Raw genomic sequence first — 21,764 nt, 5'->3', positions numbered from 1 at the left:
GCCACCTTGGCCTTAAACGCCGCATCAAACCGCCGCCGCTTCCGCGCCATCTGAAACCTCCTGATGACGCCACGATACCCTCATCCACGAGCCAAAGAAATCCACCTTAACCCGTGGTCCGAAAATTGGGGTCCACTTCATTGCTCCTTCTTTACCAGGAGATTTAGCAATGTTTCCAAGGGGTCATCGCGTTTCCCCTTCGCTACCGCTTCACCGAGTCGTTCACACTCCTCAGTAAGTTTTTGTACCTGGTTGCGAAGCTTCAGGCTTTGCCTTTCGTAGTCCCTTTCACTTCGCAAGACAGAATTTATTCGTTCAACAAGAATGTCCAATGTTGAATCGAGAGAGAGCAATTCGCGTACAACCACCTCACTTATCTTCTTGTGAACGCAATCTCTCAGCGCTGTCGCCTTGTTCCAGCAGCACTCGGAACGAACGCCACCGCAGCGATATCCACCTTCATTTCGACCGTCCGACCACATCTTATTTCCACAAATGTCACAAACGAAAAGTTTGGTCAGTGGAAATCGACTATCTCTGGGAATATTGGCCAAGGGATGATCATCACCTGAGGGCACATTCGTTTTTCGCCGTCGGCTGTCGATCATTCGATTCGCAGCGTACCAAAGAGAATCCGAGACGACCCTTAGGTGAGGCATCTCTCGCGTAAGCACCTTCTCTGGTCGGTGACGTTGCCGAGACTTACCAGTTCGCAACTTCTTTTCCGAAACTTTATTCCGATAAGTATCGAATGCACGATGAATCGTCCGACGAATCAAGTCAATTACGTTCTTGACGGAGTAATCTGAATACTTTGCACCCGAACATTTTCGGAGGCCTTGTTTTGATAGCCAGTCGGCAACCAAAGCAAGGTCATCGCCAGCGGCAACCATTTCGTATGCGGTCTTGATCATTGCAGCTTCGGTAGGATTCACGCTGTCAAAAAACGGTCCGCGTTCCGGTTCTCTATCGGTCGCAGGATAAGACGCACGGCGAGAGTACCCCTGACGGCACTTGCCGAGCCCGGCCTGCAAATTCCAAAGTGCCTCATGCGTTCTCTTAATCCTATGGGAAGTATATTTATTCGTCTGAGCATGGTGCCGCGCGGCGTCATGCAACCGCTCCCGCCAGTCCGGCTCCGCAGTATCAACGAAGTCATTGATGCAGATCACTCGAATACCTTCATCGACCGCCTCTTCGACCAGAACCATACACTCAGTCTCATGTCGGTAGAGTCGACTGGAATCTTCGACAATGATCAAATCCCATTCTCGCCTAGCAATGCCTCGCCGGAGCCGATCAATTCCTGGACGCGAGACGAGTTCTCCCGACAATTCCGCATCTGACAACTGTGTTTTTTCGTAGTCAGGTGCGTTATTTTCCGAGAGCACTTTTTCAGAGTACGCGAACTGATCTGGTATGCTTCGCGGATTCTGTTCCTCCGTGCTGTAACGCGCGTATTCCCCTACTTTTAGAATCCTTCCGTTCGGAGCTTCAAGTGGAGTTCGGAGGCGCATTAGTTCACCTCCATTCGGCCAAGCTTGCCGCCGAGTTGGGCAGTGGCGATTTGTACTAGATTTGTACTTTCGCCAATGCTCGGAAACACGAAAGTACCGGGAAAACCCGGCGCAAACCGCGAGCCGAAATCTGCCATAGAATCAGCGATTTGCGATGTAAGAGTTTGTTGCGAAAAGAGATACAAGCGAATTGCACTACGTATCTCGTGCCCTCCGCTCTAAGCAAAAGCCGTCAACGTAAGTTGTTGATGGCTTTTCTTTTGCGCCGAATGCGAGGTTCAGTCGGCACTTCTCGGGGCCTTCACCTGCCTGCCGCCTGAAGGTCGACTTCTTTGCCCATCAATAGCAAGAGCCGGCCACCATTCCGTGCCGGCTCTTTCGTTGAAATTGCTTGAAGATGCCTTCGGCTGCTTAGACCAGACAAGGCTGTTGGGCGGTCTGAAAGCTCTTTTTCGGTGACATGACTTTGGCGGCAACACCTTTTGGCGTTTCGCTCACTTGGAACTTTCCCACGTTCGACAGAAGCTCTTGAGCAGTCAGCACCAGCGAATCTCCGCAGGCTTGGGTATCGAGGGCGCCGTCTGCGGTTCGCTTAGCGGCGTTCTCGGTGGCGACGATGTTGCGTGCCAGGTCGTCGACGGCAGCGATCGTATCGCGTGCAACCGAAGCCATCTCGTGCGTCATCGCCGAAGAACGAGTCACGTCCGAATCGATTGTGGCAATCGTTTCCTTCTGCTGATCGACCGCGGCGGAAATCGAAACCGAGACCGACTTCACTTCCGAGAACACCTCTTGAATCCGGACGATCTCTTGCACTGCCTTCTGGCTGGAAGTGCGGATACCGGTCGCATTGTTCGAGATCTCGACGGTGGCGGCGGTAACCTGGCTGGCGAGTTCCTTGATTTCGCTTGCCACGACCACAAAGCCCTTACCTGCTTCGCCTGCGCGAGCCGCCTCGATGGTCGCGTTCAGTGCCAATAGGTTTGTCTGATCGGCGATCTCGCGAATCAGATTCACGATCTTGCCGATCACCTCGGCGCCTTTCCCCAGTTCGTCAATCGTTTTGCCGCTGTCGAGTGCCAACTGGTTGGCACCATCGACGACACGCAGTGCATTGGCAGCATTCACGGCGACGTCGTCGAAACTGGTCGACAGATTCCGGATCGATTGGGCCACTTGCTCCACCGATTGGGCAACCGTTTCGGAAGAGTTGCGAATTGAATTCATGCTCGCCGAAAGTTCTTCGGCGGTGCTCGAAGTACTCTTCGAGACTTGATTCGTTTCGTTGGCACACTGCGTCAATCCAGTGGCGGTGCTTAACAGCGTCGTGGCAGAACCATTGACCGTATTGGCTTGTTTTTGCACCCCAAGGATCAACTGCTGCATGTCTCCCAAAAACAGGTTCATGCGGTCTGCCAGATCACAGATTTCGTCGTTGCCATCGACCTCAATTCGGCGGGTCAAGTTGCCTTCGATTTGGCTCAGCTGGCGAGCCATGCGGCGGACACGACTTCCGATCCACTTGCCGGTCAGCCAACTGGAAAGCATCGATAAGGTGAAGACCCCGACCATCGACAAAATCAGCCCCCAGTGGACGCTGCTATTTACCGCAGCAACCGCAGCGGCCGAAGCTTCCGCTTGCTGCTGAGAAGCGAGCATGGCAGCATCTAACTGGGTTTCAATTGCCTGACTTTGTGCAGCGGCCGTGTATGCAACCTGGTTGGCCTGCAAGCGATCGCCGGCAACCTGAAACTCGACCGACTTGATCATTGCCGATTGAAATTCGTGAACGCGTTGCGAAAGGGAAATTTCCCCGGGAGCCAGTTCCTGATCGAGCCTAGTCAACAGCTGATTCAATTCGCCAGCCGCCACTTCAGACTTCTGCAGCGCGCGATCCTCCCAATTGCGGGAAAACTCGCCGAGCCAGTACCGAAGCTGAGCAAATTTCGAGAAGACCTGATCGACCTGTTGTTGTCGATGGAGAGCCTCCTTTTGCATCGCCAGGGCCTGGTGCGAGCCATTCAACCGCGACACCAGGAACAACGTTGTCGCTGCCAGGGCCACCAGAAAGACCACATTTGCCAGGATGATCTTCTGCGTGATTCCGATTCGCATCGATTTGCTAGACATATCTCAATCCACCTTCGTTGAGCCGTGATTCAAGCGTTAGGAACGGGGGCGAATCGCGCGACTGGCTTGCTGCGACGGGGCACTCACTTCGGTCGTAAGTGCCTCGAGAATGTAGCTGGCCCAGCAGGCTTCGTTATAAACTTTCGCCGGAGTTTTCCCGGAGAAAACGTTGGTTGGCGGGGTCGGAGCCGTCGTGCCGGTGGTGTACTTCAGCAGGTTCAGCTCTGCGATCAAGATCTGCGTCTGCAGGAAAACGTCGGCCGGAATAATCTTCTCGCCAGCGGCACGCTTCGGCAGAGGCATGCCTGTCCGCCCTTGAGACTTCCAGATTTGATTGACCGTGGCCCGAGCGTTCAAACAGGCATCGAACGCATCTTGCGGAGTCCGAATTGCCGAGTTGTCGAGTTGCAAGTGATTGCCGTCACCACTTAAGCCGAAGGCACGTGCCTGTAAGTGACGCTGCTCCGTGAAGGAATTGCTGTGCTGCTGTGCCATATGCGATACGATTGCCTGGGCATCGATGCGAGCACGAATGATCTGAGCGTAGACGTCGTTCGGCGTGAGCTTTTGAATCTTGTTCAGGGCCAAGAGCCGACAGAAGACCGGCACGATCATCTCGTAAACGTCGGTCGGCGTTTTCCCATCCACTGGCCGCAGGTCGCTTGGGAGTGGCCCATAACCTTTTTCCGCTGCAAATTGATCGAGGCGGTTGGCCAGCAGCGAAGTCAACTGATAAACGTCGCCCGGCTTGTAATCGACCGGGCTGGCGATGATCAGTGGGACGGCCACGACACCCTGCTGGCGTTCAAACGTACGAAGCTGGTCGAGGCAGGTCAGATGCAATTGATAGATATGCATCGGCTTAACTTGCTGTTCGCGGGCTTTGATTTCAATCAAGTCGTCGCGGTTGAGTTCCATCTTCGTCGACAACACGTCCAATTTACGCTGAATCAGTTCGAGCCCAGCATAGACGTCGGAAGGTGTCAAAGGCCGACCGGGCGTTTCTTTTACCAATGGCTGAGAAACCTTCGCGTCGACGGCAGGAGCGACAACCGGCTTTTCCTGCGGGGTCGCCTGCGTTGCAGGTTCGTTCGCAGGGACAGGTTCGACGGCGGCTTCCTTTGGGGGCTCCGTTTTGGGTTCTTCCGTAACGGAAACCGAGAGAGTTGATTCTTCTTCCTCCGACTGCTCTGGCTGCGGATCGTCCGCAGTCTGGCTTGCCGCAGGCAATCTGTTCTCAGGCAATGTCTTGGCCGCGACCTGAACTCTATCAGGATGCTGAGCGACAATCCGCACGCGGGCTAGGGCAGGGTACTCGCATTCAACTTCGGCACCGGAAGCAGGCATCAGCACTGCCCATAGCAGGACAAATGCCGAGATCGCCATCATCGTCAGACGGTAGGTAGGAACCGAGGACATAGCCTCCTCCTCATTCGGATTCAGGTAGGCAAGGAAGGCGCCTGGCAAGCGGGTCGCTGCTGGGCGTTCGAGGTGGGGCATAGGGATATAGCCCAAAACAATGGTGCCGAAAGCACCCAGTCGGCGATGTTGCCTTTTTTCATCAAAGTCCCCCACCTGCTGCGGAAAGCCGCACTGCAGACGGGTATTTTCCATGCCCTGGCTTTCATTTCAACGAAGCGGAGATCGTCGGCAATATGGCAGAAATCTGGCTTCAAAGAGCTCAGTTCCAGGCCCTCTGCCATTCGGGTCGCCGCACTCAAATCAACTTTCCCAGGTTTCCCTCTTTTTTATCTTGAATCATTGCCGCTATAATTTTTATATTCACTTGGTTTTTTTGCGGCGCCGCACTAACCTCTTGCGCGTTGCATGAAATCGATGAAGTCTTATCTATTTTGCACTCTTCCTGATCTCGTCGATTTTCGCGATTCGGACGCCTCCTTGGGGCAGTCCATGGCGATTCCTTTTCATCATCCGTCATCTTTGCGAGCGACCCTATGTTTATGTCTCTTCCTACGTTTCGACGTTCCGGGTTTACGTTAGTGGAACTGCTGGTGGTCATCGCCATCATTGGCGTCTTGATTGCGTTGTTATTGCCTGCCGTGCAACAAGCGCGCGAGGCGGCTCGGCGTATCGAATGCAACAACAAGCTGAAGCAACTCGGACTGGCGCTTCATAACCACCACGACACCTACGGCCAGTTCCCGGCAGGGGCCCTGATGGGTGACGGCGAAACGACCGCATGCAACACAAACATCTCGCGGCGTCGTCCCTGGACCGTTTCGATTTTGCCATTCCTGGAACTGGGCAATTTGTACGATCGCGTCGATTTGAACTCGGACTTCGTTTGCTCGAATGCAGAAGGCCCGACCAGCGGCAACAACCGCGACGTCTGGAAGACCAACGTCGAAGCATTTCAATGCCCTTCCTACCCTGGCAGTGCGGTCGACAAGAATCACTCGAACTATTACGGCGTGATGGGGGGTGGTGCCAGCGGCCTGGGTAATTGCCAGTCGAGCAACGTCGGTCGTCGCTTCTATATCAACGGCATCTTGTTCCAGAACTCGAAAACGAATTTCGCCAGCATCACCGATGGTTCGTCCAACACGTTCCTGGTGGGGGAAACACGCTACCAATTGCTTGATGGCGGTCGTAGCGACACGCATTGGCTCGGCTGGGCTTCGACTAATCGCGGTGGTGGATCCTCGGTCACCGGGGTACTGTCAGCAGCCCAGTTGGCCATCAATGCCTGCGGTGGTGATTGCCACGGCGATCGCTACGACACAACCTTCGACAGCGCCGGCGGTTCCTACAGCGTGCCTGGCGGGCTAGGTCAAGGTTTGCATCAGCGCACGTTCGGCAGCTTTCATCCAGGCGGATGCTTGTTCCTGCTGGGGGACGGCTCGGTTCATTTCCTCAGCGAAACGATGGACCTGACGATTTATCAGAACCTGGCCATTCGCGACGACGGCAACGTGGTTTCGTTGAGTAACTAGTCACGTTCCCTGTTTCCCGGTCGAGCGCGGCGACCGGGTTTTCGCTGAAAGGTTGCCCCCATGAAGTTTCGCTCCACCTCTCAAACTGTTTCGATCGGCGTGATCCTGTTGCTAGGCGCGACCATTGGCTGCGGACAGAGCACCTCTTCCGGAGTCTATTCCGTTTCCGGCAAGATCACCTACGATGGCAAGCCGATCCCTCGCGGCAGCATCACGTTTTCGCCTGACTCGAAGAAGTCGAACCAAGGCCCAGGCGTCACGGCCGAAATTAAAGATGGCCAGTACGAAACGTTCGCCGGCAAAGGGACCACCGGCGGTCCCTATGTCCTGCTGGTCCAGGCCTACGATGGCGTCCCGATCGCCAGCGGAGAAGGGGGCATGGACCTGCTCGGCAAGCCACTGTTCAGCCCGATGGAACTGGAGGTCGATCTGCCCAAACAGAACGCCACCCACGACATCGAGATCCCCAAGCAGCGGTAAAGTTCACCGCACTTAGAACCCCCTTAAGCCCCGGCCAACCCGCCGGGGCTTTTTTCATGAAAGCGACTTTTCGGCCGCGAACATGGCGACATCAGAGCCCGTCCCCACAAACAACGACTCCGCCCCTTCCAATGCCCCCACAGATGACCTAAAACAAGACCATTCAACGATTTGCCCTCGTAGCTCAGGGGATAGAGCGACGGTTTCCTAAACCGCAGGTCGGAGGTTCGATTCCTCCCGGGGGCACTTCTAAATCATTATATGTAAACAACTTACGATAAGGCACTTTTGGATACGCAATTGGATACACAAAAGATTTTTATCCACTCTGCTTAGACAAGAAGCCAAGGCGAGAATTCACCTTGGCTTTCTTAATGGCCCACCTTGAGTGGCTGAAGCCACTATTCCACCTGTTCCCCTAATCAAAAAATTGAGGGTAGAACGTCGTCACTGGGTTACTCACACCACTGGGGTCTTGAAGAGCGGCTCTAGCAAGAGTCGTGACCTGTGACTGAAAGGTTTCAATCTGGGGAACGAATGTGTAGAGGTCTGTGTTATCAATCGTGATTGTATTGAGTTGGTTAATGTCGAACGGGATTTCTTCGCCTTCCCGTCGTATCTGAACAATCGGGAGTCGGCAGGCATGACGCAATGCAATTTCATAGTAGACATTGGGGTTACGCATGGAGAGGTCAGCAATCACTAGCTTGCTCCGTCGCAGGAATTCAATGATGCTTGATGTAATCATCCCTGCGGTTTCAACTTCGTCTGCTCGATAAACTTTTAGACCAAGTTCCTTAACTGCTGGCTCAACGATTGAGGTCTTGAAGAGATCGCTATGCTTTCGTTCGACCGAGCCGGGCTTGCCAATTGGGGTGACGTAAAAACAAGCTGTTTCCCAATCAACTGCCCCATTTCCCTTAGGGGTCGCTGGCAATCTTGCCGGAGGAGTTGACGGGTCTAGCATTAGAGGACTTTCGCCACCATCATCCTTAACGTATTCATCAAGTAGGTGGTCTAAAGTAATTAACGTTCCCGCACCACCAATTGTGCGCAGCAATCCCAAGTCTTTGACATTAGTGATAAACAAGTCAACACACTCGGACTTATCTTCTTCAAGCTCGAAGTCTGTAGATGTGTCTAAGAAGTCAAATATGAATTCATGGGCAGGAAGCCTCTTTCCTGCATATTCATCATAGAGAGTCTTAAAGGGAGCAATTCCCTCGATGGCCAATGTGAATGCCGCCCTTACTCTTTCACTCTTTGGCTCGTCTGGGCTACATGCAGCCTGTCCCTCATTGGTCAAGTTGAGCCATTCAGCGGTATATCCGCCCCTTGTGATACCGTACTGACCAGAGTTCGTAATTAGGTTTTGAGCGTGCTTTGATGTTTCAGTCAGGTCAAGTTTGTCAAGGATTGTTAAACGCCGCACTTTTACTTCACCGGGGGCAAATTTAACGATAGCCTCCCCCAGCTTCTTGGCTTGCTCAAACGCTACTGCCGGGAAGAGCCGTGCTTTTCGTTTCTTCGTTCCTTCTCCTTTGTCATCTTTTCGAGTGGCCTTCTTCGGCGCTGACTTCTTAGCTGCTTTCTTCGTCGCTGATTTCTTAGCGGCTTTCTTCGTCGCAGCCTTTTTGACCGTCTTCTTTTTTGGGGCTGTCGCTGCCTTTTTCTTAGGCGCACTTTCAGGGGCGTTAACTTGAGTTTCTACCACGTCGTCATTTGGGGTATCGCTGCCCATGAATAGCTCTAGCTGCTTAGTGTTGTTGTTTGTAGGACTCATCAGACCCCTTGAGAGTTGGCGAACAGGGGCAAATGGAGAACGTGGACCTTTTAGGGCGGATTTTAGCGTTAACAGGGGGGCTGGAGCAACCACTTAGTGCTTTCTTTAACTTTCCAAAAGGGTCATACCTTAACTAAATACAGGCATGAAGATTGACCCACAAACACTGAAAGAGTTGACAGATGCTCTTCAAGGCTTGTTGTACAGATAAGACCACCAAGGCTTTGGTGTTTTGATCTTCTTTGGCTTGTAGACGGGCGCTCTATCCATGCCTTATGTAGTCACCCGTCGATACACAAAAACTGGATACAAAACGCTATTTGTGCATCCACTGTGCCACGAAAACCCCTTAAAAACAAGCCTTTCTGAACTAGAGAGCAGATTTCCTAAACCGCAGGTCGGAGGTTCGATTCCTCCCGGGGGCACTTGGCTTCGATGGGTAGAGGCGGGCGGAGCCTTTCCGTAGCGTGATGACTTGCTGGCATCTGAGTAAATTCTTCGGACTTGTTCCGTGGAATGTGGCAACCAACCTTGCGGCTTGGTGTTAAGAGACGTACCGTTTCAGCTACGTGTTTCTCAGTAACCACTGCCTCTTGTTTCGATCGCGAGCATTCTTCTGAAGTTCATCTTGGCCCTTTTGAATCTGGTGGCGGCATATCTCTTTGCCGCGATGCTCTGGTTGCTGTTTCGGACGCTGAAGATCACCATCCTCACGGAATCGCCAGGCACCAGTCCTTATCAACTCGATTGCCCCGACCGATTCTTGTACGCCGTCTGGCACGACTCGATGGTGTTGCCGGTCTTCGGTGGTCGCCATCGCTTTACAACCGCGCTGACCAGCTTGCATCGCGATGGCTCGTTCGTAGCCAATGTGCTGCGAAGCCGGCAGATCCGAACCGTGCGCGGGTCGACGCGACGCATCAGCATGGTTGCCATTCGCGAGTTGGTCGAAACCCTGGCGGGCCGTCACCTGGTGATTACCCCGGATGGCCCACGCGGACCGAATCGAACGATGAGTTCAGGTATCGTGTTCCTGGCATCTCGGACTGGGCGCGAGATCGTTCCCACAGGCGTCGCGTGTTCAAATTGCTGGCGTTGGAAGGGAACCTGGTCTTCCCTGTTGGTCCCCAAGCCGTTCTCGAGCATCGTCATCATGGCAGGGGAGCCGATTGCTGTGCCATCTGGCCTGAAGAAGTCGGAGCTAACGCCGTTTGTAGCCAAGATTCAGGAAGCGATGGACCAACTCGACCAGAGTGCCAAGGCATCGATCGAAGGAAAAAAGCAGCATGGAGACGCAGCACGAATTAACGCTGATTCTAATGGCGTTTCATGAACTACTTTGTGCTTATCTCGATTAAATGCACGATTTGCCCTATCTAGTCTGCGGGGGAAGGTGTAGATTGCTGGTGGTTGGTCAGTCGATCGTGACAAAAGCTTTCACCCCTTCTCTAAGGGTTGGTCCCCGACGCTCTTTCGCCCGTCCCACCTGGTAAGTCGATATGTCGACTACCTTCTTTTTTCTTTCGGGCGCGGCTATTGCCAGTCCCTGATGTCCTCAACCCAGGAGATGAATGTTGGGTAAGAAACTCTATTGCGGTAACCTTTCGTACGAAACCACCAGCTCGGACCTCGAACGTATGTTCGGTAATTACGGTTCTGTGCAAGAAGCGATGGTCGTTATCGACCGCGACACCGGCCGTAGCAAAGGTTTTGGTTTCGTCGAAATGGGCAGCGATGCTGAAGCACAAGCCGCGATCGATGGCCTCCACGAATCGATGCAGAACGGTCGTAATCTGACCGTCAACGAAGCTAAGCCTCGCGAAAATCGCAGCCACGGTGGTGGCGGTGGTGGCGGTGGCCGAGGCTACGGTGGTGGCGGTGGTGGTGGCGGCCGCCGCTATTAATCGCTCGTCTGACTTCCCGTAAACGGGAACTCTGATAATTATCAATAGGTGTCGCACGCAAGTGATTCACTCGCGTGCGCGCCCTATCTTTTCTTGCCATCGGAGCGCTGTGGCTAAAAACCAAAACACCGTCGAAAAACGCCGTAGAGAAGTCGAGAAGAAACGCAAAGCAGAAGAAAAGCGAAAGAAGCGGCAAGACCGCAAATTACAACCGGACGCCTGAGAAATAGTCGCCTTCATGGCTGAAGGTGGGAACGAAGACTGAAGGGAATCAGCCTCTATGTCGAATTCCGTCACTCACCTTCGAGGCCCTGATCATGCTGTCCGATCGAGAAAAATCTGTGCTGCGAACGTTCTGAAAGTTCTACATGGAGCCAGGCGAGATGCTTTGCTTCAATGGCATCGATCTTGATACGAAGACGCCCGCCCTCAATAGCCTGGTCGCCAAACGGTTCTTAATCAGAGAACGATTCAACGGTGCCTTCTCGCTAACGACCACTGGATACGCCCAGATGCGTCGATCCGGTTGATCCGGTTCATACTTGATCGAGCTTGTTCGCTCGTACGATCTAATCGTTGCCAATCTTCAACGCAAAAAATATCACGCGATTCTCGCTAGGCATCGCGATCTTCTTGCCAGGCAGCAAGCTGGATTTGTGATTTTCGTCTTTCCTCGACAAATCCCTGACTCAAGCTCGTTCTTGAAACAGGCAATCCATCTCCCATGTTAGAAATTAGCGAAAAACCGCGCCTTTTACGAAATTTGCGTAGAAACCCAAATCGGGCTCCCTTCTAATTCGTGTTGAGGCTCATCTAAAAGGGGTACGCTCGTTCCCTGCGACTTCGCGCCAGGATCTTGAATTGGGAGACAGTCATGAGATGGTTACGATTCGTCCGGCATGCCGTTGTGGCGATTGCCGTAGTCACACTTTCCACCGGCGTTTTTGCCCTGCAAGCATCTGCGGAAGACGCCACACGCCCCAACATCGTTTTGATTTGGGGCGATGATATAGGGCAGTCAAATGTCAGTGCCTATTCGATGGGCCTGATGGGCTACAAGACGCCCAACATCGATCGGATCGCTAAAGAAGGCATGATCTTCACCGACTACTATGCTGAGCAAAGCTGCACGGCTGGTAGGGCTTCGTTAATCACCGGTCAGCATGGCTTGCGCACTGGGATGACCAAAGTCGGTCTGCCAGGGGCAACGTTGGGCCTGCAGAAAGAAGACCCCACGATCGCGACGCTGCTAAAGCACTATGGCTATGCGACCGCGCAGATCGGCAAGAATCACCTGGGAGATCGCAACGAGTTCCTGCCGACGGTGCATGGGTTCGACGAGTTCTACGGCAACTTGTACCACTTGAACGCTGAAGAAGAGCCAGAGCATCCTGACTATCCCAAAGACCCTGCGTTCCGTGCGAAGTTTGGTCCGCGTGGTGTTCTCGACTGCAAGGCGACCGACGTCGACGATCCAACGGTCGATCCACGATTTGGCCGGGTTGGCAAGCAAACAATCAAAGACACCGGTCCGCTGACGCGCAAGCGAATGGAAACGATCGACGACGACATTGCGGCTCGTTCGGCCGAATACATTAAGCGTCTAGCTGCCGAAGGCAAGCCGTTCTTCCTATGGACCAACTTCACGCATATGCACTTCCGGACTCACACCAAGCCAGAAAGTGTCGGTCAGGCCGGCGAATGGCAAAGCAATTACCACGACACAATGATCGACCACGATAAGAACGTGGGGACGATTCTTCAGGCTATCGAAGACGCCGGCATCGCCGACAACACGTTCGTGATGTACAGCACCGACAATGGGCCGCACATGAACAGCTGGCCCGATGCCGCGATGACGCCGTTCCGCAACGAGAAGAACTCGAACTGGGAAGGGGCTTACCGCGTGCCTTGCATGGTCCGCTGGCCCGGCAAGATCAAGCCAGGCTCGGTCTCAAACGAGATCATCGGTCACCACGACTGGTTCCCAACGCTGCTGGCCATGGCCGGAGCGCCAGACGTGAAAGAGAAGCTGATGGAAGGGGCCAAGTATGGCGACATGACCTACAAAGTGCACCTCGATGGCTACAACCTCGTTCCCTATCTCACCGGTGAAACCGAAGAGAGTCCACGTAAGTCGTTCATCTATTGCAACGATGACCAACAGGTAACCGGCGTCCGGTACGACAATTGGAAGCTGGTCTTCATGGAACAACGTGCACTAGGGACGTTCAAGGTGTGGTCGGAACCTTTTGTCACGCTGCGAGTGCCGAAGATCTTCAACCTGCGAATCGACCCCTATGAACGTGCCGACATCACGTCGAACACCTACTACGACTGGGTCCTGGAACGCTCGTTCCTGCTCGTTCCGGCGCAAGACTATGTGGGTAAGTTCCTGGCAACGTTCGAGGAATTCCCGCAGCGTCAGAAAGCCGCCAGCTTCAACCTCGACGAGGTGATGGAGAAGCTGCAAATGAGTGTCGGCAGCAAGTAAAGCTTCCGCCTGCTCTTCGATCGGATAAGTCAGGGCATGTCTGCAATTGCCCTGCCTTTTGGCAGAGTCATTCTTGACAGCGACGCATGCGAAGACAGCGTACGCGGGACTCTGTAATTGGTACGAATCGCCTGACGCGTTCGAGGCGAAATCGATCTTTTTCTGAAATCACCCTTTGGCCAGGCCAGAAAAAAATCTTCCCCGGCGTGTGAAGAGGCACGCCGGGGAAGTCCTTGGAGATGGCATGCAGCAAACCGACAAAGTTTGTCACGTTTGCCCTGCCAGCTCGTTTCCCCTGATACAAGCCTACCGCAGCCTTGGCGGGGTACCAGGAACGCTACCAGAACGCCCATCGGCAAGGTGGCATGAAACCATGGTCAATTTCAGAAAAATTTGCGAACAAATTTTCCGCTCAAAATTGTGCCTCGTTACTGTCCACCCATTTCCGATTTGACGCGTAAGCATAAGAGCCGGAGGAAAACATCCGCAAAACGTCTGGCATTTCAAATCGCAAATGCGCGTTTAAGGATTCCCCCTCAAGGTGTTGTTGATGGCAACGAAAGACACATTGTGAGCGACCAAGTTGCCTCAACCGAGAAGTGCTCTGGTTGCCCCACGGCATGAACGAGCTTGGCAAAGAAACGAAGTTCGCAACCGCAGATCGATTGAAGTTTATATCTAGTTGCGAGGTAACAGTTTATGTCCCCCTACTAGCAGAATGGTTCTTTTTGTATCTCTGAATATGGTGGCTGATAGATCGTCGGAGACGACTCTGCCAGTTGCAAATCCGACGCGAATCCCCACAACGTGAGTGTCACAATACGCAGAAAATGAATCGCACATATGCATGTAATCGCGACTTCCTGCGACAGCTACGCCTCCGCAACGGTTGGACCCAATCCGATCTGGCGAAGCGAGCAGGCTACAGCGAGCGTCTGATCAGCAAGGCAGAGGCAGGTTCACCGATCGCTCTTGAGACGATCGTCGACCTGGCGGATGCCTTCAGTGAAGAAGAAGAGCAGCAGATTTATTGGGAAGATCTGGCATGCGACCCAGTAGCCCTGGCACAGCGATTTATCCACGCGGTGTACACCTACCAGAAAGACACTGTCAGTCACATTCGTGACTTCCTCGCTGAGGACTGCGTATTTCGAGTGGCAGGCAATCCGGAAGAGATCCCATTCGCGGGTGAACATGTGGGAATCGACGCGACGGACCGCATGTTTCAGATCTTCTTCTCGATTCTGGAAGTCCCGAAAGGGCACGACCATACCAAACACTTCCAGTACTTTTGCCAGGGTCCCAATGCGATCATCTGGGGCGACTCGTGGATTCATCCGATCGGTCGTCCAATGGAGACGCCCATCCGGGTATCGCACCTGCTGATGTTCAAGCGAGGCAAGCTGATGCTTCTGGACGACTGTTACGACACGGCGGCCGGAGCTGCCATTTTGCGTGACAGCTCCGCTCCGAAACCTGAGTAAATACCTGCTTACTTGCCTTCCAGTTCTTCGCGCATCTTTCGTTCGTTTTCCAGCAACTCGCCGGTCGGATCGATTTCGGCGAAGTCTTCCAATTCATAAAACGGACGGATCTCGATCACCGATTCGCCTTCCATCGGAGGAGGGCACTTCTTGACCCACGCAATCGCGTCGGCCATCGAGTCAACCTTCCAGACCCAATAACCGGCGACCAGTTCTTTCGTTTCCGCGAAAGGACCATCGGTGACGATTCGTTCGTCGCCAGAGAACGTCACGCGAGCACCAGCCGAACTTGGCTTCAGGCCATCGCCAGAAAGCATGACGCCAGCGGCAACCAACTCTTCATTAAACTTGCCCATCGCTTCCAGTAATTCCGTGGAAGGGAGAACGCCGGTTTCCGATTCCTTGGTCGCTTTGACGATAACCATTACTCGCATGATTCGGTACCTTCTGTTGAGGTCTATAAGTTGGTGAAAGCATTTTAACTTCACCCCTTAGTCGTGCCAGCAACACGCGAATCGACAGGCTCCCCCAAAAAAATTCGGACAAACATCAGGCGAGTTCGATTCCTCCCCGGACATTCGATGCGATAAACTGCGAAATTCATCCCTTTCACCAGCCTGCCCAGCCGGAGCCACCATGCCCAAACCATTCAAGCCAGAAGGTTATAACTCGCTGTCCGCATATCTGCTGGTGCCCAGTGCCGCGCAGACGATCGCCTTCCTGAAAGAAGTGCTCGATGCAGAAGTGCTGCGGCAATTCGATGGCCCGGACGGCCGCGTGATGCATGCGGAAGTTCGCATCGACGATACCGTCTTGATGCTGGCCGAAGGGAACGAACAATGGCCACCGATGCCAGCCAACATTCATATTTATGTTCCTGATGCGATCGAGACCTATCGCAAGGCGATCGAAGCTGGGGCAGAAGCGATCATGGAACCAGTTCAGCGCAGTGAAGATGACGATCTGCGTGGGGGAGTGCGAGATTCCGGCGGAACAATGTGGTGGTTTGCCAACCAGGTTTAAGCCAAACCTGCTAGGCGTACCACCAAGGGATGAGCACAACGCACATCCCCATCACAATCAATGTGAACGGGAGCCCAATCTTCATGTAGTCGCCGAAGCGATACTGCCCAGGTCCCATCACCAAGGTGTTCACCGGCGAAGCGACCGGTGTCATGAACGCCGCCGAAGCCGCGATCGCCACGGTCATCACGAACGGGTAAGGCGAAACATCCAACTGCTTCGCCATGCTCATTGCGATCGGGGCCATCAAGATCGCGGTCGCCGTGTTCGAGATCACCAGGCTGAAACCAGTCGTCAACACAAACAGCACGGCGATCAGTACGTGTACTTCGGCTCCGTCGAGCACTCGCATCAAAAACGAAACCGCCATTTCGATGCCATGCGTCTTCTCGAGCGCAATAGCAAAGGGCATCATGCCAACAATTAAAAAGATGCTTTGCCAACGGATCGATTTGTAAGCGGTCTCGATATCGACGCAGCGCGACGCACCTAAAAGAAAACAAGCGATCAATGCCGCCAGCGCGTTGGGCACCCAGCCGCTGACCATCAACACGATCATCACTGCAACACTGGCCAACGCCCAGGGAGCCTGACTGATGGCGGGCGCTACGTCGTCCATTTCCACCGGCAACGACAACACCAGGAAGTCTCGCTTTTGCGATCGCAACGAATCGATCTGCTTCCACGGCCCGATCACCAGCAAGATGTCGCCGGTTCGCAGTTTCTCTTCCGCCACATTGCCACTGATTGCTTCACCGCCTCGTCGGAGGCCAATCACGCTCAAGCCATGCTCGGTACGGAACTTTCGATCGACCAGCGATTTGCCCACCATCGCCGATTCCGGCAAGACCGCCACTTCCGCCATGCCAACATTCTGCGAGTGCTGGCTGAAGTACGATCCTTCCAACGGCAAGACCGATAGCCCTAGCTCTTCGACGAACTTCTGCAGGTCGTTTTCTGGGGTGACCAGGTCGACAAGCAAGATATCGCCGGGCCGAACTTCCGTTTGCGAAATTGGATTCAACAGTCGCGGCTGGCCACGTCCCATCCGCTCGATACCAATCAGATTCACGCCGTTACGTTGGCGGAGATCAAGTTCCCCCAGCGTTCGTCCCACCAGGTCGGAAGAGTAGGGGACCTGCAAGCGGAAGGCTCGCTGTTCGAGACGATACTCTTCGATAAACGAAGCGAAGGTCCGCCGACGATTGTTCGCTCCGGCCACCGTTGTTCCGTTGGCGAGCCAGTTTTTTGCCACCAACATATACAGCGTGCCGGCGATCAGAATCGAGAGCCCCATCGGCGTGAATGAAAAGAAGCCGAAGCCTTCCGCACCTTCCGATTCGAGGGCACTATCGACGATCATATTCGGCGGCGTGGCAACCAGCGTCATCATGCCACTGATCAGGCCGGCGATGCTCAGCGGCATCATCAGGCGGCCTGGGTGAATCTTCATCCGCGACGTTACGTTCAGCACGACCGGGATGAAGATCGCCACGATCCCGGTGGAACTCATCACGCTACCAAGCAGCCCCACGCTGAGCATTAGCAAGACGATCAGGCGGGCTTCGCTGTTGCCCGCTTTTCTCGCCAGCCAGCGTCCGACTTGCAGGGCGATGCCAGTCCGGGTAATGCCTTCGCCGATGATGAATAACGCGGCGATCAGGACGACGTTCGGGTCTGAGAAGCCTGCGAACGCCTCGTGCGGGGTAATGATCCCCAGCACAGGCATCGCTACCATTGCCCCCAGGGCCACGATATCCATCCGGGGCCAATCCAGGATGAACAAGACAATGCAGGTCACCAACAACCCAAGTACGATCGCCAAGTCTGCCGGCATTGCCTGATATCCCTTCCTGCTTTCCGACGCCTTCTCGTAAGGCCGCCGCGATTAACCCTGGTCGACCGGAGGCATGATCTTGGTGTGGAAGTGCACATCCTGTTGAGGGAATGGAATCGAAATGCCTGCCTCGTCAAAGCGGCGTTTCACTTCGCGGATGACCTCGGTTTTAACCTGCCACCAGTCCTCGGTACGTGCCCATGGTCGGCAGACGATATTCACAGACGATTCGCCCAGGTCGTGCGTGATGACCTGCGGCTCTGGCTTCTTGAGCACCTTCTCGTGGGCGTTCACCACATCGAGAATAATTTGTTCTGCCTGCTCGAAGTCGTCATCGTAACCAATTCCGAATTCCATATCGACGCGGCGGGTATGATTCGCCGTGATGTTCGTGATCACGTTGTTCCAGATCGAGTTGTTGGGCACGTGGATCGTCTGGTTGTCGAACGTTTTGAAGGTAGTCGAAACGAGGTTCATCTGATGAATCACCCCGGTCACTCCGCCGGCTGTCACCACGTTGCCAACGTCAAACGGACGATTGATCAGAATCATCAAGCCGCTGGCAAAGTTGCTCAGCGTGCCTTGCAATGCCAAACCGACGACCAGACCTGTCGCACCAATCGCCGCCACGATCGGAGTAATATCGATCTCGAGAGCCGTTAGCGCGATCGCAAAACCGACGATCATCACCACGTTTTTGATCGTTCTCGCAATCAAACTCTCGGCAAGTTGGCTTAGGCGCAGCTTCTTGGCCAGCAACCAGTTCGTGACAACTTGAACCAATTTCGCAATCAGCCAACTGGCGATCAGAATCAGGATGAATTCGCTCAAATTCCAGCCAATGCGTTGACCACCTTCCTTGGAAACCAGCCAACCGACCAGCGTCGCCCAGGTCGCCGTCACGTCCGAAGTGTCGACTTCAATCGGAGAAACCGCGCTGATGTATTTCCGATACTCGGCGACATCGCCACCCTTCAGTTCGAGCGAGGTCAGCACGATATTCAGTCGGTTGATCAGGGAAGAACGTTCTTCCTGCAACACCGTGACGTCAACAAGCAGTTGCCCTTTGGTATCGGCGACTGCCTTTTCCGCTTCGGCCGTTTTCTCAGCAGGCGCTACTTCGGCGGTGGTTTCTTCCGTGGCAGGCTCTTCGGCCGGCGATTCGTCGTCGGCGTTTTCTGCACGATCGCCTTCAGCCACATCTTCTTTCGCAGGTTCGCCGACCTTCACACCGTCCAGGCCCAGTTCTTTCTGAGCGGCCTCGGTGATTTGCTGCTCGGCCTTCTTGGCGTCTTCTTCCGCCTTCGCTTTTACCGCTTGGACTTGTTCGAGCGTATTCTTGGCGGCCTCTTGATCATTGGCAGCCATCGCCTCGTTGGTCTTTTTGATCCCGAGTTGGGCGGCGGCAATCTGGCGAGCCTTATTGCGAAGCAGTTCGAACCAGGCCTTCGCTTCCCCTTCCAGCTCTGACTTGGTCAGCGGCTTGACGATGATCTTCAATTGATCTGTCGGGATGTTGGGATTGATGGTCGTGACCGGGATGTACTCGGCTGGTTTCGCCGGGCCGGCTTTTTCTTGTTCTTCTTGCGCTAGAACGGGGCAGACCATTACTACCCACAACAACAAACCGATGGTCAACCTTGGAAACGTCATCACGTGGCCCTCGTCTTCTGAAATGCAGCGTTAACTTCATGTCGCGCGGCAAATTTCGGCGGAAATTTGCCCCGTGCATATTCATATTTCAAGGATAGGACACATCTGGCAACCCTTCACCTAGTCAAGGCCTGCCCGTAAAATTCGTCCCAAATCGACTCTTCTCGTGCAGAAAATAGGGACCAAAACGGTCCCGCGGCTTAGCCTTCCCCCTGCCGCGAGCTACCTTTCCAGAGCGGTTCGTTCGCCGAGAGCAAGGCTGTAACCCAGCGGGTATAGGCGAACAGATAGTCGCTCAGGCGATTGGCATAAGCTAATACCCACGGCTCGATTGGGGCATGTTCGTGTCGTCGGACCAGGACACGTTCCCACCGCCGGCAAACGGTTCGGGCAACGTGGGCATGGGCACTTAACATGCAGTCGCCCGGGATCGTAAACCCATCGATCGCCGCAAAGCGGTCCCGGTAGGCATCGATCCGCTGTTCGAGAAACTTGACCCGGCCATCATTTTTGGGATCGTACTGGACAGCCTCGGCGGAGGGCGGATTGGCAGAGGCCAGTACGGCCCCTGCTTCGTACAGCGTGTTCTGGATTTTCAGAAAGACCTCGTCGGTCTCGGAAGCAATTTCGGGATGAGGGCTGGTTGGAGGCTGGGTCGCGAAGGCACGCACCACCCCAAGGTGGCTAATCAGTTCGTCCGATTCGCCATACGACTCGACTTCGAGCGAAGACTTGGAAACCTGAACGCCGCCGGCCAGGGCCGTGGTGCCACCGTCGCCGGCTCGGGTATAGATTCGATGGATGTGAATCGACATGGAAATGCTCCGCGGTATAAACTGATCCGTCCGAAGTCCCATCATCGCAAATGCGGCCTCCACAGCAAATGAGGGTCGCCCATAGGAATTGAATCCCTTGCTGGACTTTCAATCGTTAACCATCGTCAGTGTTCTGGTGACCATCACGCATATTCTGGGGCTTTTCGCCGCAATCGATGCGATTATGAAGGCCCGGACTTCGCAAGGCGCAATTGCCTGGCTATTGCTGCTGGTCCTGGTGCCTTACGTTTCGTTGCCATTTTATTGGATCTTTGGTCGCAGCAAATTTCAGGGCTACGTCAACACGCGGCGGATTCGTAGCCTGAACATGAAAGAGCACACCCAGACTTTTCGCGCGGTCGATCCGAAAGTAGTCGCAGATTTTGAATCGCGTCCTTCAATGATGGTGCTCGAACGATTGGCCGATTTCCCTTACACGCACTCCAATTCGATTCGTCTGCTGGTCAACGGCGAGGCCACCTTCGACGCAATTTACGAAGCGATTTCCAACGCCAAAGAATATGTCCTCTTCCAAACGTACATTTTCCGCGAAGATGGTCTCGGAGAACGGTTCCGCGAGTTGCTGGTCCGGAAGGCGAAGGAAGGGGTCGGCATCTACTTTTTGTACGACGAAATCGGCAGCTATCAACTATCGCGGCGGTTTCTGAACCACCTTCGTGAAGAAGGCATCCATGTGCGGGCCTTTCATACAACACGCGGCAAAGGGAATCGCTTTCAGCTCAACTTCCGGAACCATCGCAAGATTGTCGTGGTCGACGGTCACCTGGCCGCGGTCGGGGGGCACAACTTCGGCGACGAATATCTCGGACTGTCTCCAAAGATTGGTCCTTGGCGAGACACGCACATCATCATTCAAGGCCCTGCCGTGCAGGCGGTGCAGTGGTCGTTCCTGGAAGATTGGTACTGGGCAGCTGGCGAAACGCCAGAAGTGAATTGGACCGAAGCTCCCGCGACGGATGCCGACGAAGTCGCGGTCGTTGTGCCGATGGGCCCCGCCGACACAATCGAAACGTGCGGTTTGTTCTTCGTGCATGCCATCAATTCGGCCCGCAAACGTATCTGGATCGCTTCCCCTTATTTTGTTCCCGACAAGCAGGTCATCTGTGCCTTGCAGCTAGCAGCACTTCGTGGCTGCGACGTACGGATCATGCTGCCAGAGCGGCCCGACCATTTGCTGGTCTACCTCTCCAGCTTTCACTTTATCTACGAAACGGCAATCGCGGACCGGATCCGGTTCTACCGCTATCAGCCTGGCTTTTTGCATCAGAAGGTTTTACTGGTCGACGACGAAATTGCCGCGGTCGGTACCGCTAATCTCGATAACCGCTCGTTCCGCTTGAACTTCGAGATCATGGTCGCCGTTGTCAGCACCGACTTCGCCAAGTCGGTCGAAGAGATGCTGCTGGCAGACTTCGAGCACTGCTGTGAAGTCGATCCGAACGAGATCCAGCGCCGGTCGTTCTGGTTCCAGCTGGCGGTCAGCGGGTCGCGATTGATGTCGCCAATCCAATAGGCTGCTAGCGGCAGTACCATCCGTAAGATCGGCAAAGTTTACTTAACCGGAACCGGTCGGATGGCCGAAAACGAAAAGGACGCTTTGTCCATTTCGGATCGGGGCATCGCGTCTTGCTCGAAACCTGTGGACCTGCCACATAGCCCAGCGGACGAA

At 54.3% G+C, this 21,764-nt stretch carries 16 protein-coding genes and 1 tRNA gene; 9 read left to right on the top strand and 8 right to left on the bottom strand.

From position 1 onward, the window contains the following. Window positions 1-137: 137 nt before the first annotated feature. The 3 genes from AB1L30_RS01570 to AB1L30_RS01560 all read right to left on the bottom strand — a co-directional run bounded on the left by AB1L30_RS01570 (window position 138) and on the right by AB1L30_RS01560 (window position 5,066). A complete protein-coding gene (locus AB1L30_RS01570; RefSeq protein WP_367011570.1) occupies window positions 138-1,517 on the bottom strand; it encodes a recombinase family protein in 1,380 nt (459 codons plus the stop codon). A 411-nt stretch (window positions 1,518-1,928) separates the two neighbouring features. Beyond that, window positions 1,929-3,647 carry a methyl-accepting chemotaxis protein gene (locus AB1L30_RS01565; RefSeq protein ID WP_367011569.1) on the bottom strand — a complete coding sequence of 573 codons (1,719 nt, stop codon included), beginning with the start codon at window positions 3,645-3,647 and terminating at the stop codon, window positions 1,929-1,931. Window positions 3,648-3,683: 36 nt separating this feature from the next. Next, window positions 3,684-5,066 carry a hypothetical protein gene (locus AB1L30_RS01560; protein WP_367011568.1) on the bottom strand — a complete coding sequence of 461 codons (1,383 nt, stop codon included), beginning with the start codon at window positions 5,064-5,066 and terminating at the stop codon, window positions 3,684-3,686. A gap of 542 nt (window positions 5,067-5,608) precedes the next feature. Here AB1L30_RS01560 and AB1L30_RS01555 point away from each other — a divergent pair. The 3 genes from AB1L30_RS01555 to AB1L30_RS01545 all read left to right on the top strand — a co-directional run bounded on the left by AB1L30_RS01555 (window position 5,609) and on the right by AB1L30_RS01545 (window position 7,327). Next, the gene (locus AB1L30_RS01555) at window positions 5,609-6,601 is read left to right on the top strand and encodes a DUF1559 domain-containing protein (protein ID WP_367011567.1); all 993 of its coding nucleotides are present in this window, start codon (window positions 5,609-5,611) and stop codon (window positions 6,599-6,601) included. Window positions 6,602-6,661: 60 nt separating this feature from the next. Further along, window positions 6,662-7,081, top strand: coding sequence for a hypothetical protein (locus AB1L30_RS01550; protein WP_367011566.1), 420 nt, complete (start codon window positions 6,662-6,664; stop codon window positions 7,079-7,081). 173 nt (window positions 7,082-7,254) lie between these two features. Continuing rightward, window positions 7,255-7,327, top strand: a tRNA-Arg gene (locus AB1L30_RS01545). A gap of 172 nt (window positions 7,328-7,499) precedes the next feature. Here AB1L30_RS01545 and AB1L30_RS01540 read toward each other — a convergent pair. Beyond that, a complete protein-coding gene (locus AB1L30_RS01540) occupies window positions 7,500-8,822 on the bottom strand; it encodes a hypothetical protein (RefSeq protein WP_367011565.1) in 1,323 nt (440 codons plus the stop codon). Window positions 8,823-9,492: 670 nt separating this feature from the next. On the opposite strand from AB1L30_RS01540, the gene AB1L30_RS01535 reads away from it, so the two are divergent. The 4 genes from AB1L30_RS01535 (at window position 9,493) to AB1L30_RS01520 (ending at window position 14,746) form a co-directional block, all read left to right on the top strand. Further along, a complete protein-coding gene (locus AB1L30_RS01535) occupies window positions 9,493-10,197 on the top strand; it encodes a lysophospholipid acyltransferase family protein (protein ID WP_367011564.1) in 705 nt (234 codons plus the stop codon). A 238-nt stretch (window positions 10,198-10,435) separates the two neighbouring features. Continuing rightward, window positions 10,436-10,768 (top strand): RNA-binding protein, encoded by a 333-nt coding sequence (locus AB1L30_RS01530; protein ID WP_367011563.1) that lies wholly within the window; start codon window positions 10,436-10,438, stop codon window positions 10,766-10,768. An 874-nt stretch (window positions 10,769-11,642) separates the two neighbouring features. Next, the gene (locus tag AB1L30_RS01525) at window positions 11,643-13,262 is read left to right on the top strand and encodes an arylsulfatase (protein WP_367011562.1); all 1,620 of its coding nucleotides are present in this window, start codon (window positions 11,643-11,645) and stop codon (window positions 13,260-13,262) included. 830 nt (window positions 13,263-14,092) lie between these two features. Next, a complete protein-coding gene (locus AB1L30_RS01520) occupies window positions 14,093-14,746 on the top strand; it encodes a helix-turn-helix transcriptional regulator (RefSeq protein WP_367011561.1) in 654 nt (217 codons plus the stop codon). 8 nt (window positions 14,747-14,754) lie between these two features. Here AB1L30_RS01520 and AB1L30_RS01515 read toward each other — a convergent pair whose 3' ends face one another. Continuing rightward, window positions 14,755-15,180, bottom strand: coding sequence for a YciI family protein (locus AB1L30_RS01515; RefSeq protein WP_367011560.1), 426 nt, complete (start codon window positions 15,178-15,180; stop codon window positions 14,755-14,757). A gap of 202 nt (window positions 15,181-15,382) precedes the next feature. Between AB1L30_RS01515 and AB1L30_RS01510 the strand changes: the two genes are divergently transcribed. Next, window positions 15,383-15,769: a VOC family protein gene (locus tag AB1L30_RS01510; RefSeq protein ID WP_367011559.1), complete on the top strand. Its 387-nt coding sequence runs from the start codon at window positions 15,383-15,385 to the stop codon at window positions 15,767-15,769. 10 nt (window positions 15,770-15,779) lie between these two features. Here the strand turns inward: AB1L30_RS01510 and AB1L30_RS01505 are convergent, their stop codons facing one another. From AB1L30_RS01505 to AB1L30_RS01495, 3 genes are all read right to left on the bottom strand, one after another. Then, window positions 15,780-17,606 (bottom strand): SLC13 family permease, encoded by a 1,827-nt coding sequence (locus tag AB1L30_RS01505; RefSeq protein ID WP_367011558.1) that lies wholly within the window; start codon window positions 17,604-17,606, stop codon window positions 15,780-15,782. Between the two features lie 51 nt (window positions 17,607-17,657). Beyond that, window positions 17,658-19,259: a mechanosensitive ion channel domain-containing protein gene (locus tag AB1L30_RS01500; protein ID WP_367011557.1), complete on the bottom strand. Its 1,602-nt coding sequence runs from the start codon at window positions 19,257-19,259 to the stop codon at window positions 17,658-17,660. Between the two features lie 200 nt (window positions 19,260-19,459). Continuing rightward, a complete protein-coding gene (locus tag AB1L30_RS01495; RefSeq protein WP_367011556.1) occupies window positions 19,460-20,074 on the bottom strand; it encodes a cob(I)yrinic acid a,c-diamide adenosyltransferase in 615 nt (204 codons plus the stop codon). A 97-nt stretch (window positions 20,075-20,171) separates the two neighbouring features. Here AB1L30_RS01495 and cls point away from each other — a divergent pair, with 97 nt between their 5' ends. Beyond that, window positions 20,172-21,608 (top strand): cardiolipin synthase, encoded by a 1,437-nt coding sequence (gene cls, locus AB1L30_RS01490; RefSeq protein WP_367011555.1) that lies wholly within the window; start codon window positions 20,172-20,174, stop codon window positions 21,606-21,608. Window positions 21,609-21,764 lie beyond the last annotated feature (156 nt).

Source organism: Bremerella sp. JC817, from assembly GCF_040718835.1.
GTDB lineage: Bacteria > Planctomycetota > Planctomycetia > Pirellulales > Pirellulaceae > Bremerella.
Note: the sequence above shows the minus strand (reverse complement) of the source record. Positions and strands in the feature narration are given on the sequence as shown.

Bases quoted from the DNA above. Each gene is read 5' to 3' on its own strand.
- AB1L30_RS01570 (WP_367011570.1), bottom strand. From the start codon at position 1,517: ATGCGCCTCCGAACTCCACTTGAAGCTCCGAACGGAAGGATTCTAAAA.
- AB1L30_RS01565 (WP_367011569.1), bottom strand. From the start codon at position 3,647: ATGTCTAGCAAATCGATGCGAATCGGAATCACGCAGAAGATCATCCTG.
- AB1L30_RS01560 (WP_367011568.1), bottom strand. From the start codon at position 5,066: ATGTCCTCGGTTCCTACCTACCGTCTGACGATGATGGCGATCTCGGCA.
- AB1L30_RS01555 (WP_367011567.1), top strand. From the start codon at position 5,609: ATGTCTCTTCCTACGTTTCGACGTTCCGGGTTTACGTTAGTGGAACTG.
- AB1L30_RS01550 (WP_367011566.1), top strand. From the start codon at position 6,662: ATGAAGTTTCGCTCCACCTCTCAAACTGTTTCGATCGGCGTGATCCTG.
- AB1L30_RS01540 (WP_367011565.1), bottom strand. From the start codon at position 8,822: ATGGGCAGCGATACCCCAAATGACGACGTGGTAGAAACTCAAGTTAAC.
- AB1L30_RS01530 (WP_367011563.1), top strand. From the start codon at position 10,436: ATGTTGGGTAAGAAACTCTATTGCGGTAACCTTTCGTACGAAACCACC.
- AB1L30_RS01525 (WP_367011562.1), top strand. From the start codon at position 11,643: ATGAGATGGTTACGATTCGTCCGGCATGCCGTTGTGGCGATTGCCGTA.
- AB1L30_RS01520 (WP_367011561.1), top strand. From the start codon at position 14,093: ATGAATCGCACATATGCATGTAATCGCGACTTCCTGCGACAGCTACGC.
- AB1L30_RS01515 (WP_367011560.1), bottom strand. From the start codon at position 15,180: ATGCGAGTAATGGTTATCGTCAAAGCGACCAAGGAATCGGAAACCGGC.
- AB1L30_RS01510 (WP_367011559.1), top strand. From the start codon at position 15,383: ATGCCCAAACCATTCAAGCCAGAAGGTTATAACTCGCTGTCCGCATAT.
- AB1L30_RS01505 (WP_367011558.1), bottom strand. From the start codon at position 17,606: ATGCCGGCAGACTTGGCGATCGTACTTGGGTTGTTGGTGACCTGCATT.
- AB1L30_RS01500 (WP_367011557.1), bottom strand. From the start codon at position 19,259: ATGACGTTTCCAAGGTTGACCATCGGTTTGTTGTTGTGGGTAGTAATG.
- AB1L30_RS01495 (WP_367011556.1), bottom strand. From the start codon at position 20,074: ATGTCGATTCACATCCATCGAATCTATACCCGAGCCGGCGACGGTGGC.